This is a genomic window from Pseudomonas sp. 05N433 (genome assembly GCF_056396925.1).
In genome coordinates, this window is record NZ_JBFTML010000005.1 from 71,910 (window position 1) to 87,421 (window position 15,512).

Sequence of the window (15,512 nt, forward strand, 5' to 3'; positions counted from 1 at the left end):
GGCTGCGATTTTTCGATCTAACGGTCGACGAGGCGATTCAAGCCTCAGTCGTCATCGCGATAGCGATGGTGATGCTTGCGATGCCCGTACGCATGGCCGCGACCCGGGTGACCACGGTAGTAGCGACGATCATCATCGTCATAACCACGACGATAGGAACGACGATCATCGTCGTCATTGCTGCTGTTGCCCATATGGTTACCCAGCGCGCCACCGAGGCCGCCGCCTGCTGCGGAACCGATCAGGCTACCGGTGGTGCCGCCCATGCTGCGGCCGACCACGTTACCGCCAGCTGCGCCCAACGCACCGCCAATGGCGGCTTCGCCACGGCTGCGTCTGTCTGCGCCAACTGCGCTACCACCCGCGCCGCCCAGGGCCGCGCCAATGGTTGAACCTGTACTGCCGCCTAGTGATTGACCGACGACCGAGCCAAGAACCCCGCCCAATGCGCCGCCCACACCTGCTTCGGTGGTGCCGCCAGCAGACGCGAAGCCACTGACCAGGCCAAGGGACAACAAGAGAATCGAGGAGAACTTCATAGAGGAACCTCAAGGGGATGACGGCGCGATCCTGAGGCTGTGTCATGGTTGTGACAATAGAAATCCGACGAATAACACGACTTGAGCACATTTCTATAAGTTGCTGTTTTTTGGGCGGAACTTAAGTGTTTTTCGCCAGTCTTTAGCTACTTCTCAAAGGCCGTTTTCATATGAAAACGGCCTTTTTTGTGGGCGATTGGAAAGTATGGATCGGAAGAGTTTGTTGAGTGGGCTACCGCCATCGCTGCGTCAAGCTGACTTGGCCATGATCAACCCAGTCTCACTCGCCGCTTCCAGCCGGATCGCCACAAATTTCGACGTCGGCGTATGGCTGCCATCCCCGGTGCTTTCCAACGGCACCAGCGGGTTCACTTCCGGATAGTATGCAGCCGCCTGCCCGGCAGGAATATCAAACGCCAGCAGGGTAAAACCCTTGACCCGCCGCTCACGGCCATCATCCCAGATCGATACGATGTCAGCCTTTTGCCCCGGTTTGAAGCCCAGGCGAATGATGTCGGCTTCATTGACGAACAACACATCCCGCTGACCTTTCACCCCGCGATAACGATCATCAAGACCATAAATGGTGGTGTTGTACTGATCGTGGGAGCGCATCGACTGCATGATCAGGTCCGGCAGTACGCCGGTGGCGCGGGTGCGTTCGTGCACCAGGTCTTTGGGCAGGATGTTCGGACGGAAATTGGCCCGACCTGATGGGGTATTCCAGCGACGTGCGCCGGCACTGCTGCCCAAGTAGAAACCGCCGGGGTTCTGGACTTTCTCGTTGAAGTCCCGAAAGCCCGGGATGGTGTCGGCGATCAGGTCGCGGATGCGGCTGTAATCAGCCACCAGCCAGTTCCAGTCCACCGGTTTGCTGCCCAGGGTCGCGGCGGCGATACCAGCGATGATTGCAGGCTCCGAGCGCATCAGGTTCGACAACGGTTGCAACTGACCGTTGGAGGCGTGGACCATGCTGAAGGAGTCTTCCACGGTCACCGCTTGGGCGCCTTCGGTCTGGATATCGATATCGGTGCGGCCCAGGCACGGCAGGATCAGCGCGTCTTTACCGTGGATCAAATGGCTGCGGTTGAGCTTGGTGCTGATCTGCACGGTCAGGTCGCAGTTGCTCAGGGCCTGGAAGGTCCGTGGGCTGTCCGGGGTGGCTTGGGCAAAGTTGCCGCCCAGGCCGATGAAGACTTTCGAACGGCCTTCGGCCATCGCGTGAATCGCCTCGATCACGTTGTGGCCGTTTTCGCGTGGCACCTTGAACTGGAAGCGCCGCTCCAGGGAGTCGAGGAACGCCGCCGGCGGGCGTTCGTTGATGCCCATTGTCCGGTCGCCCTGCACGTTACTGTGGCCGCGCACCGGGCACAGACCGGCACCCGGCCGGCCGATGTTGCCGCGCAGCAGCATCAGGTTGGCGATTTCCTGGATGGTCGCCACCGAATGGCGATGCTGGGTGATGCCCATCGCCCAGCACATGATCACGTTCTTGCCTTTGGCGTACATGCGCGCCGCTTGCTCGATTTCCACCAGGGGCAGGCCGGATTGCTCGACGATCTGCTCCCACGGGGTGTCGTCGACGATGCCGAGGTATTCCAGAACATTGACGCTGTGTTCATTGAGGAAGTCGTGGTCGAATACCGCAGGCTCACCCGCCTTCTGCGCATCGCGCTCCCATTGCAGCAGGTACTTGGCCATGCCGCGCATGATCGCCATGTCGCCGCCCAATGCCGGACGGAAGTACGCGGTGTTGGTCGGTTTGTCGCCGTTGGTGAGCATTTCGATCGGGTGTTGCGGGTGCTGGAAGCGTTCCAGGCCGCGCTCTTTCAGCGGGTTGATGCACACCACCTGCGCACCGCGTTTCACCGCTTCGCGCAGTGGCTCGAGCATCCGCGGGTGGTTGGTGCCAGGGTTTTGGCCCCAGACAAAAATTGCATCTGCATGTTCGAAATCGTCGAAGGTCACCGTGCCTTTGCCGACTCCGACGCTTTGGGCCAATGCCACACCGCTGGCTTCGTGGCACATGTTCGAGCAGTCGGGGAAATTGTTGGTGCCATAGGCGCGCACGAACAATTGATAGAGGAACGCCGCTTCGTTGCTGGCACGGCCCGAGGTGTAGAACTCGGCCTGATTCGGGCTCGACAGCCCTTGCAGGTGTTTGCCGATCAGGGCGAATGCGGCTTCCCAGCTGATCGGTTTGTAACGATCGGTTTCGGCGTCGTAGCTCAGCGGCTCGGTCAGACGGCCCTGGTACTCGAGCCAATAATCACTTTGTTCCAGCAACGAGCTAACGCTGTGCTTGGCGAAAAACGCGCCATCGACACGCCGTTTGGTCGCTTCCCAGTTCACTGCTTTGGCGCCGTTCTCGCAGAACATCACCATGCCGCCTTCCTGGGAATCGCCCCAGGCGCAACCGGGGCAGTCGAACCCGCCGTTCTTGTTGGTCTTGAGCATCATGCGCAGATTTTTCAACGCGTTGTCGCTGGTCAGCCAGGCCCGGGCGACGCTGGCCAGCGCGCCCCAGCCACCGGCCGCACCCTTATAGGGCTTGTAACGTGGAACAGGTTTCTGGTCGGCTTGTTGGTGTTGACTCACGCTTGATTCTCCAACGCAGGGCTGTAGACCCTTGGTGCACTTTTCTGAGGTAGGTGGATGAGATTGAGGTTGTGTCGACGGGCCCATTGCACGGCCAGGCCCGTGGGCGATGACAGGCTGACCAGGGTCTGGATGCCGGCGCGTAAAACTTTCTGGATCAATTCGAGGCTGCAACGGCTGGTGACAATCGCCAGACCATCGGTGGTCGGGATTTTCTGGCGGATCAACCCGCCAATCAGCTTGTCGAGGGCGTTGTGTCGGCCGATGTCTTCACGGCCCAGCAGCAATTCGCCTTTGCCATTCATGAACACCGCCGCATGCACCGCGCCGCAATGCTGGCCCAAAGGCTGGAATTCGCCGATGCGATGGCGCAGGCCGTCCAGCCATTCGGCCGGGGGCAGCGGGGCGCCGGGCAGCACCTTGAGATCGGGCAGCGCTTGCTCCACCGCTTCCACGCCACAGAGCCCGCAACCGCTGGTGCCGGCCAGTTGCCGGCGCTGCTGCTTGAGGTTCCAGAAGGCGCGGTTGGCGATGGTCACTTGCGCGTATTGCGCCGAACCCGAGCCGCTGAGTTGCAGGTCATAGATGTCTGAAGCGTCTTCGATGATGCCGCTGCCGAGGCTGAAGCCGACGATGAAGTCTTCAAGGTCCGTCGGCGTCACCAGCATGACGGCCTGGCTGATGCCGTTGTAGGCGATCGCCAACGCGACTTCCTCAGCCAGCGCGGTGCTGGATGATTCGGAGTATTCGAGGTTGCAGTAACTGTATGTCTGGCTTGCGGCGGGCGCGGGCGTTTCGAGAGCGGGCGCCGCGCAGCCGGGGCGCTTGGCGTTCATTAGGCATCACCGACGGTTTGGTCAGCTTTAAGCCTAGGCGCGTCAACATGTCGCGTCTAATCGCTATTACTGATCTACCGATAGATGGCGTCGATCAAGAGTCTGTCAGTGATTTCTGATAGATCGCAAAACAGGCTTCTGCCAAGGCCGAACGCGGAGCGCTGCGACGCATGATCAGCCCCAGCCGGGCGAGGGTCTGGGCGCTTTCGATGGGTTGCAGGCGCAAGTGATCGGTGAGGTTTTCGAGGCCGCTGTTCAGCGGCATCACCGCACAGCACAGGCCACCGTGTACCGCTTGTAACAATTGGTGGACTGCATCGGTTTGCAGCAACGGTTGTGGGGTCAGGCCACGGCTGTGGAAGTTATGGTCGATGGACTGGCGAAAGTGCATGCCGCTGGTGAGCATGCCCAWGGGCAGTTCGATCAGCGACTCCCAGCTCAGCGGCACCTCGCCGAAACTGAAGAAGCGTTGATCGTAGAGCAGGCCCATGCGGGTTTCGCTGAACGCCAGGGAGTCGAAGCGCTCGCCGTCCAGATGCTCCAGGTACGATACGCCGAGGTCGAGACGGTTATTCGCCAGTTGTTCAAGGATCTGTTCGGAACTCAGGGCCGAGAGTTCGAACCGCAGGTTCGGGTGTGCGGCATGCAGGCGTTGCATCAGCGGCACCGGGTCGAAACTCGACAGCGGCACCACCCCCAGACGCAACGTACCCACGAGGTTGCCGCGACAGGCCGCCGCTTCGGCCTGCAAACCGTCGTAGGCCGCCAGCACCGTACGCGCCCATGCCAGCACGCGCTCACCCGGCGCCGTGAAACCTTCGAAGCGTTGGCCGCGATTGACCAGCGGCAGCTCGAGTTCTTCCTCAAGGCTGCGCAGGCGCATGGACAAGGTCGGCTGAGTGATGTGACAGCGCGCGGCGGCCTGGCCGAAGTGTCGGGTTTCGTCGAGAGCGATGAGGAATTTCAGCTGCTTGATGTCCATCTTCGCTCCAGGGCGCCGGCAAGGTTTGCGATTCTACCGCCTGCGCGGGGTTGGGTCATTGGTCGGCTGGGAGCCGGTCTTCAAACGACTGGTCTAGTCTTGGGCGTCTGGAACCCAAATCCCAAGGAGCGTGCACCATGAGTATTTTTAGCTTTGTGAAAGAAGCAGGTGAAAAACTTATTGATCTGCTGACACCCGGCAATGCCAACGCCAGCGAGCAGCTGAAGGCACACATCAGCAAGGTCGGCTTGGGTAACCCGAATGTTCAGGCGACCATCGATGGCGACAAAGTCACCGTCACCGGTGAAGTGGCAAGCCAGGAAGAGAAGGAGAAAATTCTGTTGGCCGTGGGCAATATTGCCGGTGTCGGTAGTGTCGATGACCAGATCACCGTAACGGGGCCGGTTGCCAAGGCAGCGCAGTTCGTCACCGTTAAAAAGGGCGACACCCTCAGCGCGATTTCCAAGGCGGCATACGGCGACGCGAACAAGTACAACAAAATCTTTGAAGCCAACAAACCAATGCTTTCGCACCCGGACAAGATCTATCCGGGGCAGGTGTTGCGGATTCCTGAATAATACAAAACCTGTGGCGAGGGAGCTTGTCGGATCGCCGCACCGTCCCGCTCGGCTGCGCAGCAGTCGCAATCTGGCCAATGCACCTTTCTGAAGGAACTCAGCCAGATTGGGAGCGCTTCGCACTCCAGCGGGAGCAAGCTCCCTCGCCACAACGACCGCGTCAGACTCTAAAGCCCTGCGATGAGCTCCCGATAATCCCCCACCGCCGCAAACTCTGCCGTGTCCTTCGGCCCTTTGCGGCTGTCCGGCTCGCTCACGGCCAGCAGGTGCGCCACCCCGAAATTGCGTGCGCTGCGCAGGATCGGCAGGGTGTCGTCGATGAACAGACAGCGTGCCGGGTCGAAGCCGATATCGGCCTGCAAGGCATCCCAGAACTGCGGGTCTTCTTTGGCGAAACCGTAATCGTGAGAGCTGATCAAGCGCTCGAAATACGGCGCCAGTTCAATTCTTTCCAGTTTCAATGACAACGAGTCGCGGTGGGCGTTGGTGATCAGTACCACGCGCTTGCCGGCCTGTTTGATCGCGGCCAGAAAAGTATCCGCATCCGGACGCAAGGCGATCAGGTGCGCGGTTTCCAGTTTCAGTTCGCGCACCGACAACTTCAGTTCGGCGCTCCAGAAGTCCAGGCAATACCACTGCAACTGACCGGCATGGCGCTCGAACAGTGGCTGCAATTCCAGCTCCGCCATGGCCAGGCTCACCCCGTGCAACTCGGCATAACGCTTTGGCAGGTGTTCCAGCCAGAAATGGTTGTCGTAGTGCAGGTCCAGCAGCGTGCCGTCCATATCTAGCAGAACGGTATCGATGTCGCGCCAGGGCAGCAGGGACATAAAAAACTTCTCCAGCGGTAAAAAAGATATCCGAGGTAAACAATCAGGATAGGCCGGGTATAGTAACGCGTTCACGCCAAGGAGCTTCTCATGCGCCAGAAACCCACCATACTCGCCCGCGAGATCGTCGCCACCAGCCGATTATTCTGTGTCGAAGAGCTGAAACTGCGCTTTTCCAATGGCGTGGAACGCACTTACGAGCGATTGGTCGGTAAAGGCGCTGGTTATGGTGCGGTGATGATCGTGGCGATGCTCGACGCGGACCACGCCGTGTTGGTGGAGGAATACTGCGGTGGCACCGATGCCTACGAATTGTCCCTGCCCAAAGGCTTGATCGAGCCGGGCGAAGACGTGTTGGCGGCGGCCGAGCGGGAGCTCAAGGAAGAGGCCGGGTATGGCGCGCGGCAACTGGAGCACCTGACCGAGTTGTCGTTGTCACCCGGCTACATGAGCCAGAAGATCCAAGTGGTGCTGGCCACCGATTTGTATGAAGAACGCCTGGAGGGTGACGAGCCCGAGCCGATGGGGATGGACAAGATCAACCTGCGGGAATTGTCGGCGTTGGCGCAGAACCCGCGATTCACCGAGGGCCGTGCCTTGGCGGCGCTGTATCTGGCCCGTGATCTGTTGACTCAGCGTGGGGTGTTCCTGCCATGAAGTTGAATTTTCCCCATCCGTTGATGGCACCGGTGGTAGAACTGGCATTGAAGGCTGGCGAGGCGATCCTGCCGTTCTGGCGCGTCAACGTTGCTGTGACGGCAAAGTCCGATGATTCCCCGGTCACAGCTGCCGACATGGCCGCTCACCATGTGATTCTGGCCGGGTTGACGGCGCTGGACCCGACTATTCCGGTGCTGTCCGAAGAGGATGCCAACATCCCCCAGAGCGTGCGTGCCGGCTGGCAGCGTTGGTGGTTGGTCGACCCTCTGGACGGCACTAAGGAGTTCATCTCCGGCAGCGAAGAGTTCACCGTGAACATTGCGCTGATCGAGCAGGGGCGTGTGGTGTTTGGCGTGGTGTCGATGCCGACCAGCGGGCGTTTTTATGTTGGCGGTGACAGGTTGGGAGCCTGGCGTGGCGATAAAGGCGCCGAGCCAATGCCGATCCAGGTTCGCGAGGTGCCGGCGGCGGGTGAAGCCTTCACGGTGGTCGCCAGTCGTCGGCATTCAAGCCCTGAGCAGGAGCGCTTACTGGCGGGGTTGAGTGACAGTCTGGGCGAGCTGCAACTGGCGAATATCGGCAGCTCACTGAAGTTTTGCCTACTGGCGGAAGGGGCGGCGGATTGTTATCCGCGATTGGCGCCGACTTCGCAGTGGGACACGGCCGCGGCTCAAGGTGTGCTGGAAGGCGCCGGCGGTGAGGTGCTGGATTTGAGCGGCGCGCCGTTCTGTTATCCGGCGCGGGAATCGTTGCTGAATGAGTTCTTCCTGGCGCTGCCGGCTAAAGCGGCTTGGCGGGAGAAACTATTGGCGCTCGCTCGGGCGTAAAGATCAAGAGATCGCAGCCTCGTTTCACTCGACAGCTCCTACAGGGGGCGCGCTTCTCTGTAGGAGCTGTCGAGTGCAACGAGGCTGCGATCTTTTAAGATCGTTTGCTTTACCGGTGAAGGACGTATTGCCCGGTAAACCTCACCGCATCCTCATCACTCCCGGCATTCACGATCCGCGAATGCAGCGTCAACCGCGCCCGCCCATAGCGTCGATACATCGCCAGGAACTTCCTCCACACTGCCGGGTTCGGTGCCTGACAGATCGCCGTCGCGTCCATGGTGACCGGCAGCGGGTAGTTGATCTGCCCTTCCTGAATCACGATGTGCCCGTCTTCGATACCTTCTTCACGCAAACGCAAATGCAGCCAGCCCCAGCCGGCCAGCACCGCGCCGCAATACAGGCTGCCACCGAACATGGTGCTCTTGTGATTGACGTTGGGCTCCAGCGGCAGATGCAGGCGCAGTTGTTGGTCATGCCAGTCGAGCACTTTGAGGCCCATGTCCCGCGTGAGGGGGATGTCGCGATAGAGGATCGATTCCAGGTGACGACTGTCGCGGTTCATTCGCGGGCCTTTTGTTTGATAGGGATGATTTTACGGTAGCTCAATCGAGGTCGTCGGTATGGCTGCTGGTGCCGCCATCGGCGAAGTTCAGGCCATGCTTGCGCAGCTTGTCGTGCAGGGTTTTGCGCGGAATGCCGAGCGCTTCGGCGAGGCTGCGCACGGAGCTGTGCGAGCGCGCCAGTTCGGCGGCAATCAGGCTCTTCTCGAAGTTCTCGACTTGCTCGCTCAAGCCGCCGCTGACCACTTCAACCGTGGTGCCGACACCGCCATCCGGTGCGCTGTTGTCCAGTGCCAGCTCCAGGCCCAGGGCAAAGCGCTCGGCGGCGTTCTGCAGTTCCCGCACGTTACCTGGCCAGCTGTGACGCAGCAGCAGCGCCCGTTGCCCCGGTTGCAGTTCGTGGGGCGGCAAGCCGTGGCGGGCGCTGGCTTCGTCAGCGAAATGCTGGAACAGCACCAGCGCATCTTCGCCCCGTTCGCGCAGCGGCGGAATGCGCAACGGCGCAACGTTCAGGCGGTAATACAAGTCGGCACGGAAGCGCCCCTGATCGGCGGATTGCCGCAGGTCTTCCTTGGTCGCGGCGATGATGCGGATGTCCAGCGGGATCAACTGATTGCCGCCCAGGCGTTCGACGACCCGCTCTTGCAGCAAGCGCAGCAATTTCACCTGCACGTCCAGGCTCATGCTTTCGATTTCATCGAGGAACAACGTGCCGCCGTTGGCGAATTCGAACTTGCCGATGCGGCGCTTTTGCGCGCCGGTAAACGCGCCGGGTTCGTGACCGAACAACTCGCTTTCCACCACCGACTCGGCCAGGGCCCCGGCGTTGATTGCCACGAACGGGCCGTTACGCCGACTCGACAAGTCGTGCAGCGCGCGGGCCACCACTTCTTTGCCTGCACCGGTTTCACCGAGAATCAGCACGTCAGCCTTGGTCGCCGCCAGTGCCCCGATCTGCTCGCGCAGGCGCAGCATCGGCGCCGATTGCCCGACCAGTCGGGCGCTCAGTTCGTTGCGATCGCTCAGGGCCAGCCGCAGGCTGCGGTTGTCCAGTACCAGACGGCGCAGGGCCAGGGCGCGACGTACGCTGTCGAGCAGGGCGTCACTGGCGAAAGGTTTTTCCAGAAAGTCATAAGCCCCGGCGCGCATGGCCTGCACCGCCAGGGGGACATCGCCGTGGCCGGTGATCAGCAGCACGGGCAGCTCCGGATCCTGGGCGTGGAGTTCGGTCAGCAGTTCGAGGCCGTCCATGCCCGGCATGCGGATGTCACTGACCACCACGCCTGGCCAGTCGCGTTCCAGTTGCCCGGCCAGGCCCTTGGCTTCAGCAAGCGGCAGGATCTTCAGGCCGGCCAGGTCCAGGGTCTGGCTCAGGGCCTGACGCAGGTGGGGATCGTCGTCGATCAACACGACCTGGATGCGGTTGTCGATGGTCATGCACTTCGGTCCTCGGACGGTTGCAGGCTCACACCCGGCGCGCCTGCGCGCAGCTTCAGGGTAATCAGGGCGCCGCCTTCCTTATGGTTGGAGAACGACAGTTCACCACCGAAGGCGCGCATCAGGGTGTCGCAGATCGCCAGCCCCAGCCCAAGTCCCTGAGTGCGGGTCTTGGTGGTGTAGAAGGGCTCGCCGGCACGACCCAGCGCTTCCAGGCAGAACCCGGGGCCGTTATCGCGAATGTACAGAGTGACGCCGTCGGCGGTGGATTGGGCACTCAACCAGAGTTTACGCGGCGGGCCTTTTTCCGTCAGGGCATCGAGCGCATTGGCCAGCAGATTGCCGAGTACCTGGCGCAGACGGGTTTCTCCAGCCTCGACCCACAGGGTGGCGGCCGGCAGGTCGCGGATCAGCTCGACTTCCATGCTGCGCCGACGCTTGGCCAGTAACGCCAGGGCGTCGTCCAGCGCCGGTTGCAGGGCCACGCTTTCCGGGGCATGGCGATCACGTCGGGCGAAGGCGCGCAGGTGGGCGATGATCGACGCCATGCGCCCGGTCAGCTCGCTGATCAGCTTGAGGTTGCCGCGAGCATCCTCGGTGCGCTGATGATCGAGCAGCACTTCGGCGTTTTCCGCGTAGCTGCGGATGGCCGCCAGCGGTTGGTTGAGTTCATGGCTGATACTCGCCGACATTGTTCCCAGCGCCGAGAGCTTGCCGGCCTGTACCAGATCATCCTGAGCGCGTACCAGTTCTTGCTGGGCGTGTTCGCGCTCCAGCACTTCCTGTTTCAGTCGACGGTTGAGGCCCTCAAGGTCGCTGGTCCGTTCGGCGACCCGGCCTTCGAGTTCCTGGCGGGTCTTGGCTTCGAAGGCGATCCGCTCCAGGTAATGGCGTCGGCGTTGCATCATCAGGCCAAGCAGCAGCATCAATACCAGCAGCGTTGCGCCGCCGATGGCCACGACTGTGCGCACGGGGCGGTCGATCAGGGTGCGTGGAGCAAGGATACTGACACTCCAGCCGGTTTCTTCGATCTGCCGGGTTTGGGTCAGCCAGGCATTGGGGTCGAGACTCAACGGCTTTGGATCGCGGGTCGGATAGGGTTGAATCGCGGCGACGGCCTTGTTCTCCTCATCACTCAATGGACGGGTCGAGCGGAAACGCCATTCTGGCCGCGATGTGAGGATGACCACACCGTTGTGGTCGGTGACCAGCAGTTGTTCCGGGGTTTTGCCCCAGAGGCTTTCGGTGTGATCGAGGTCAACCTTGACCACCAACACGCCGATGATTTTTTCACGATCGTGTACCGCCGCAGCGAAGAAGTAACCGCGCTTGGCCGAGGTGGTGCCCAGGCCAAAGAAGCGCCCCAGGCGCCCGGCCATGGCTTCACTGAAATATGGACGGAAAGAGAAATTGCGGCCGACGAAGCTGTCGTGTTTGTCCCAGTTGGAGGCCGCCAGTGTCTTGCCGGTGGTGTCCATCAGGTACATGACTTCGGCGCCGGTCTGGGCACTGATGTGTTTCAACAGACGATTGGCATTGCCTTGAATCACGCCCTCGTCGGGGGCGCCCAACGTCGCACGCAGGGCGGGCAGGTCGCCGAGAATCTGCGGCAGCACTTCATAGCGGTGCAGGGTACCCAACAGGTTGGCGACGTAGAGGTCGAGGGTCTGACGGTTCTGCCCGGCCAGCTCGCTGCGGTAATAACGCTCGGCCAGATGCTCCAGCGGCCACAGCAAGGGTGCCAGGCACAACGCAAGCAGTGCCAGGCTGCGCCAGCGGGGTCTGCGGGGGAGGGTCGGTGTCATGAGCATCAAGCGCCTGTGGGGACAGACGCATTATGCCTAGGGTCTGTTGACGTTTGGTAGCAACGCGGTTCGCTACCAAACCTCAACAGACCCTAGGCTTGCGGGCGCAGTCTGCGCATCCTGGATCAAGTGCATGCTGGCGCTGAAAATTCAGACGGCAATTCAGGAGAAGACTTCAGCGTCCTTGAAGAACGCGGCGGCCTGATCCTTGGCGGACAGCTGCGGTGCCTCGTCCAGCTGCCAGTCGATGCCCAAGTCCGGGTCGTCCCAGCGAATGCTGCGTTCAGCCGACGGGGTGTAGTAGTCGGTGGTTTTGTAGAGGAATTCAGCGAAATCGCTCAGCACCACGAAACCATGGGCAAAACCTTCTGGTACCCAGAGCTGGCGATGGTTGTCGGCGGACAGGCGCACCGCGACCCATTTGCCGAAATGCGGCGAGCTGCGGCGAATGTCCACGGCCACGTCCAGCACTTCACCGGCGGTGACGCGGACCAGTTTGCCCTGAGTGTTTTCCAGCTGGTAGTGCAAGCCGCGCAGTACGCCTTTTTGCGAGCGGGAATGGTTGTCCTGCACGAATCGGGTGTTCAGGCCGGTTGCTTCTTCGAAAGCCTTGGCGTTGAAGCTTTCATAGAAGAAGCCGCGCTCATCACCAAATACCTTGGGCTCGATGATCAGAACACCTGGCAGGTCGGTGGTGACTACATTCATGGTGTTTCTCCAGCAATAGGCGTTGATGGGCGACATTCTTACGCAAAGTGCCGGCAGGTGCGAGTGGGACGGTGAAGAGAGTTGCTCACGCATTGATTCGGGCCAATCAGGGAAGGGGGGTTGCGTATCGCACCCGGCAGTGGCGATATAAGCGCCTAATAAAATTTCAGGGGTCGTTGTATGCCGCTCGCCACGTTGATTCACCGCGCCAGTCTGCCCAGCCCGCAAGTGTCCGCGGCGCAAGCGCTTGAGTTGCTGGAAGAACATTACGGGCTGAGCGGACGGTTGCAGGCTCTTGGAAGCCAGCAGGATCTCAACTACCGCGTCGACAGCGAGCAGGGGCGTTTCGTCCTGAAAATCTGCCGTGGTGATTATTCGGTGCTGGAGCTGCAAGCCCAGCACGCAGGGCTCAAGCGCTTGGTCGAACATCCCGGCGTGAAGGTGCCGCGAGTGATCCCGGCCAAAAATGGTAAAGACCTGCTCTCCCTGGAGGTCGGCGGTCAAGCAGTGCATGTACGTCTGCTCGATTACATCGACGGCCAGTCCCTGACGCACCTCGACCATCTGAGCCAGGCCGTGGTCGCCGGTTTCGGTCGGCTCTGCGGCGAGATGGACCTGGCGCTGGCCGGCTTCGACCATCCTGGCCTTGAGCGCACCCTTCAATGGGACGCCCGCCACGCCAACGCGTTGATCGCGCATTTGCTGCCGGTGATCAAGGATGATCAGCAACGCAAGCTGATTGCTGAAGCGGCCGAGCAGGCCGAGCGCCATTTGCAGCCCTTGGTGGATAAGCTGCCGGTGCAGGCGATTCACATGGACATCACCGACGACAACGTGGTCTGGCAGCGAGATGCGCAGCGCCAATGGCAGTTGCAGGGTGTCATCGATTTCGGCGACCTGGTCCGAACCTGGCGGATCACCGATCTGTCGGTGACCTGTGCCGCGCTGCTGCACCATGCCGATGGCGATCCGTTCTACATCTTGCCGGCGGTTCGGGCCTATCACGCGATCAATCCGCTGCAACATGAAGAACTGCTGGCGCTCTGGCCGCTGATCGTTGCGCGTTCGGTGGTGTTGGTGCTGAGTGGCGAACAGCAGGTCAGCATTGATCCGGGCAACGAGTACAGTCGCGACAACCTGACCCATGAGTGGGAAATTTTCCGCGTGGCCACATCGGTGCCGCTGGCGTTGATGGAGGCGGCGATTCTTGCTGCGGTTGGTCAAGGCCTGCCGAGCATCGGCAGCGAAAGCTTTGCGCCCTTGTTGCCGAGTCTGGTGGGGCGTGAGTTTGCGTTGATCGATCTGGGCGTGCTCAGCCCGCATTTCGAAGCGGGTAACTGGGAGCAAGAGGGGATCGACCAGCGTCTGTTGACCGAAGCTGCTGCGGCTCATGGTCTGGCGGCCAGTCGTTATGGGCAATATCGTCTGTCTCGCACCCAACCGGACAGCGCCACTGAACCGGCCACTTGCCCTCTGCATGTCGAGTTGCGAGTGCCCCATGGCACGGCGGTCGAATCGCCGTTTGCCGGAACGGTTCACCAGCCGGCAGTGGGTGTGCTGCAACTGGATGGTCCACAACAGAGTTTACGGCTGTGGGGTGTGACACCGTCGTTGCACGCGGGCGCAGCATTGGTCAAAGGCCAGGTGCTGGGCTCTGTCAGCGGAGCGTTGATCGTACAGTTGTGCCGCAGTGCTCAGCTCGACGCACCGTTGTTTTGCACACCTTCGCGCGCTGCCGCCTGGCAAGCGTTGTGCCCGTCACCGGCGGCGTTGCTGGGGCTGGCCTGCGATGCAGAAGAAGAACTCGACCCGCAAACCTTGCTGGCCCGCCGCGATGCCAGTTTCGCCCGATCCCAGAAGCATTATTACGTCGACCCGCCGCGCATCGAGCGGGGCTGGCGCAATCATTTGATCGACATGCAGGGCCGCTCCTACCTCGACATGCTCAACAATGTCGCGGTATTGGGTCATGGTCATCCGCGCATGGCCGCCGTCGCCGGCCGTCAATGGTCGTTGCTCAATACCAACTCGCGTTTTCACTACGCAGCGATTGCCGAGTTTTCCGAGCGCTTGTTGAAGTTGGCACCGGACAACATGGACCGGGTATTCCTGGTCAACAGCGGCACCGAGGCCAATGACCTGGCGATTCGCCTGGCCTGGGCCTACAGCGGCGGCCGCGACATGCTCAGTGTGCTGGAGGCGTATCACGGCTGGTCGGTGGCGGCGGATGCGGTCTCGACCTCGATTGCCGACAACCCCAAGGCCTTGAGCAGCCGTCCTGATTGGGTGCACCCGGTGACCGCGCCGAACACCTATCGCGGCGAATTCCGTGGCCCGGACAGCGCGCCGGACTATGTGCGCAGCGTCGAACACAACCTGGCGAAAATCGCCGGGCAGAAACGCCAACTCGCCGGTTTCATCTGCGAGCCGGTGTACGGCAATGCCGGGGGCATCTCGCTACCGCCGGGCTATTTGAAGCAGGTCTATGCGCTGGTCCGTGCTCAGGGTGGGGTGTGCATCGCCGATGAGGTGCAGGTCGGTTACGGCCGCATGGGTAAATTTTTCTGGGGTTTCGAAGAGCAGGGCGTGGTGCCCGACATCATCACCATGGCCAAAGGCATGGGTAACGGCCAGCCGTTGGGTGCCGTCATTACCCGTCGGGAGATTGCCGAAGCGCTGGAGGCCGAGGGTTATTTCTTCTCGTCCGCTGGCGGCAGCCCGGTCAGTTGCCGGATCGGCATGGCGGTGCTGGATGTGATGGAAGAAGAAAAACTCTGGGAAAACGCCCAGGTCGTGGGCGGGTACTTCAAGGAACGTCTTGAAGCCCTGATCGACCGGCATCCGTTGGTGGGAGCGGTGCATGGTTCCGGCTTCTATCTGGGCGTGGAGTTGGTCCGCAATCGCGAAACCCTTGAACCGGCGACCGAAGAAACCACGGCGTTGTGCGATCGCCTTCGTGAGTTGGGGATTTTCATGCAGCCGACGGGTGATTACCTGAACATCCTCAAGATCAAACCGCCGATGGTCACGTCGCGGCAGAGTGTGGACTTCTTTGTGGACATGCTGTCGAAGGTGCTGGGCGAAGGTTTGTAGGCAGCTCGTAGAGGTTGCAAATGTCGATTGTTATCGGGAATTTTTGAGGTTATTTA

13 protein-coding genes are annotated in these 15,512 nt (G+C 61.1%); 4 read left to right on the forward strand and 9 right to left on the reverse strand.

What is annotated here, in order from left to right:
• Positions 1 to 44: 44 nt before the first annotated feature.
• The 4 genes from AC1DIS_RS03510 to AC1DIS_RS03525 all read right to left on the reverse strand — a co-directional run bounded on the left by AC1DIS_RS03510 (position 45) and on the right by AC1DIS_RS03525 (position 4,955).
• The gene (locus AC1DIS_RS03510) at positions 45 to 539 is read right to left on the reverse strand and encodes a glycine zipper domain-containing protein (protein WP_477744111.1); all 495 of its coding nucleotides are present in this window, start codon (positions 537 to 539) and stop codon (positions 45 to 47) included.
• A gap of 249 nt (positions 540 to 788) precedes the next feature.
• Complete coding sequence (locus AC1DIS_RS03515) at positions 789 to 3,137, reverse strand: FdhF/YdeP family oxidoreductase (RefSeq protein WP_477744112.1); 2,349 nt, start codon at positions 3,135 to 3,137, stop codon at positions 789 to 791.
• A complete protein-coding gene (gene fdhD / locus AC1DIS_RS03520) occupies positions 3,134 to 3,973 on the reverse strand; it encodes a formate dehydrogenase accessory sulfurtransferase FdhD (RefSeq protein ID WP_064615849.1) in 840 nt (279 codons plus the stop codon). The genes AC1DIS_RS03515 and fdhD overlap by 4 nt, the downstream gene beginning before the upstream one ends.
• A 94-nt stretch (positions 3,974 to 4,067) precedes the next feature.
• A complete protein-coding gene (locus AC1DIS_RS03525) occupies positions 4,068 to 4,955 on the reverse strand; it encodes a LysR family transcriptional regulator (protein ID WP_477780767.1) in 888 nt (295 codons plus the stop codon).
• Between the two features lie 137 nt (positions 4,956 to 5,092).
• On the opposite strand from AC1DIS_RS03525, the gene lysM reads away from it, so the two are divergent.
• Positions 5,093 to 5,533: a peptidoglycan-binding protein LysM gene (gene lysM, locus AC1DIS_RS03530; RefSeq protein ID WP_018929300.1), complete on the forward strand. Its 441-nt coding sequence runs from the start codon at positions 5,093 to 5,095 to the stop codon at positions 5,531 to 5,533.
• A 167-nt stretch (positions 5,534 to 5,700) separates the two neighbouring features.
• Here the strand turns inward: lysM and yrfG are convergent, their stop codons facing one another.
• Positions 5,701 to 6,363: a GMP/IMP nucleotidase gene (gene yrfG, locus AC1DIS_RS03535; protein WP_007939517.1), complete on the reverse strand. Its 663-nt coding sequence runs from the start codon at positions 6,361 to 6,363 to the stop codon at positions 5,701 to 5,703.
• Between the two features lie 90 nt (positions 6,364 to 6,453).
• Here yrfG and nudE point away from each other — a divergent pair, with 90 nt between their 5' ends.
• Positions 6,454 to 7,020: an ADP compounds hydrolase NudE gene (gene nudE / locus AC1DIS_RS03540; RefSeq protein ID WP_018929298.1), complete on the forward strand. Its 567-nt coding sequence runs from the start codon at positions 6,454 to 6,456 to the stop codon at positions 7,018 to 7,020.
• Entirely contained in the window at positions 7,017 to 7,850 is an 834-nt protein-coding gene (cysQ, locus tag AC1DIS_RS03545; RefSeq protein WP_064615857.1) for a 3'(2'),5'-bisphosphate nucleotidase CysQ, read from the forward strand. Before nudE ends, cysQ begins: the two co-directional genes overlap by 4 nt.
• 109 nt (positions 7,851 to 7,959) lie before the next feature.
• On the opposite strand, the gene AC1DIS_RS03550 is transcribed toward cysQ, so the two are convergent.
• From AC1DIS_RS03550 to rfbC, 4 genes are all read right to left on the reverse strand, one after another.
• Positions 7,960 to 8,415, reverse strand: coding sequence for a thioesterase domain-containing protein (locus AC1DIS_RS03550; RefSeq protein ID WP_018929296.1), 456 nt, complete (start codon positions 8,413 to 8,415; stop codon positions 7,960 to 7,962).
• A gap of 40 nt (positions 8,416 to 8,455) precedes the next feature.
• Positions 8,456 to 9,850: a sigma-54-dependent transcriptional regulator gene (locus AC1DIS_RS03555; protein ID WP_018929295.1), complete on the reverse strand. Its 1,395-nt coding sequence runs from the start codon at positions 9,848 to 9,850 to the stop codon at positions 8,456 to 8,458.
• Positions 9,847 to 11,655 (reverse strand): sensor histidine kinase, encoded by a 1,809-nt coding sequence (locus tag AC1DIS_RS03560; RefSeq protein ID WP_018929294.1) that lies wholly within the window; start codon positions 11,653 to 11,655, stop codon positions 9,847 to 9,849. Before AC1DIS_RS03560 ends, AC1DIS_RS03555 begins: the two co-directional genes overlap by 4 nt.
• 162 nt (positions 11,656 to 11,817) lie before the next feature.
• Positions 11,818 to 12,363 carry a dTDP-4-dehydrorhamnose 3,5-epimerase gene (rfbC, locus tag AC1DIS_RS03565; RefSeq protein WP_064615862.1) on the reverse strand — a complete coding sequence of 182 codons (546 nt, stop codon included), beginning with the start codon at positions 12,361 to 12,363 and terminating at the stop codon, positions 11,818 to 11,820.
• Between the two features lie 180 nt (positions 12,364 to 12,543).
• On the opposite strand from rfbC, the gene AC1DIS_RS03570 reads away from it, so the two are divergent.
• Positions 12,544 to 15,456, forward strand: a complete 2,913-nt coding sequence (locus tag AC1DIS_RS03570) for an aminotransferase (protein ID WP_477744113.1) — start codon at positions 12,544 to 12,546, stop codon at positions 15,454 to 15,456.
• Positions 15,457 to 15,512 lie beyond the last annotated feature (56 nt).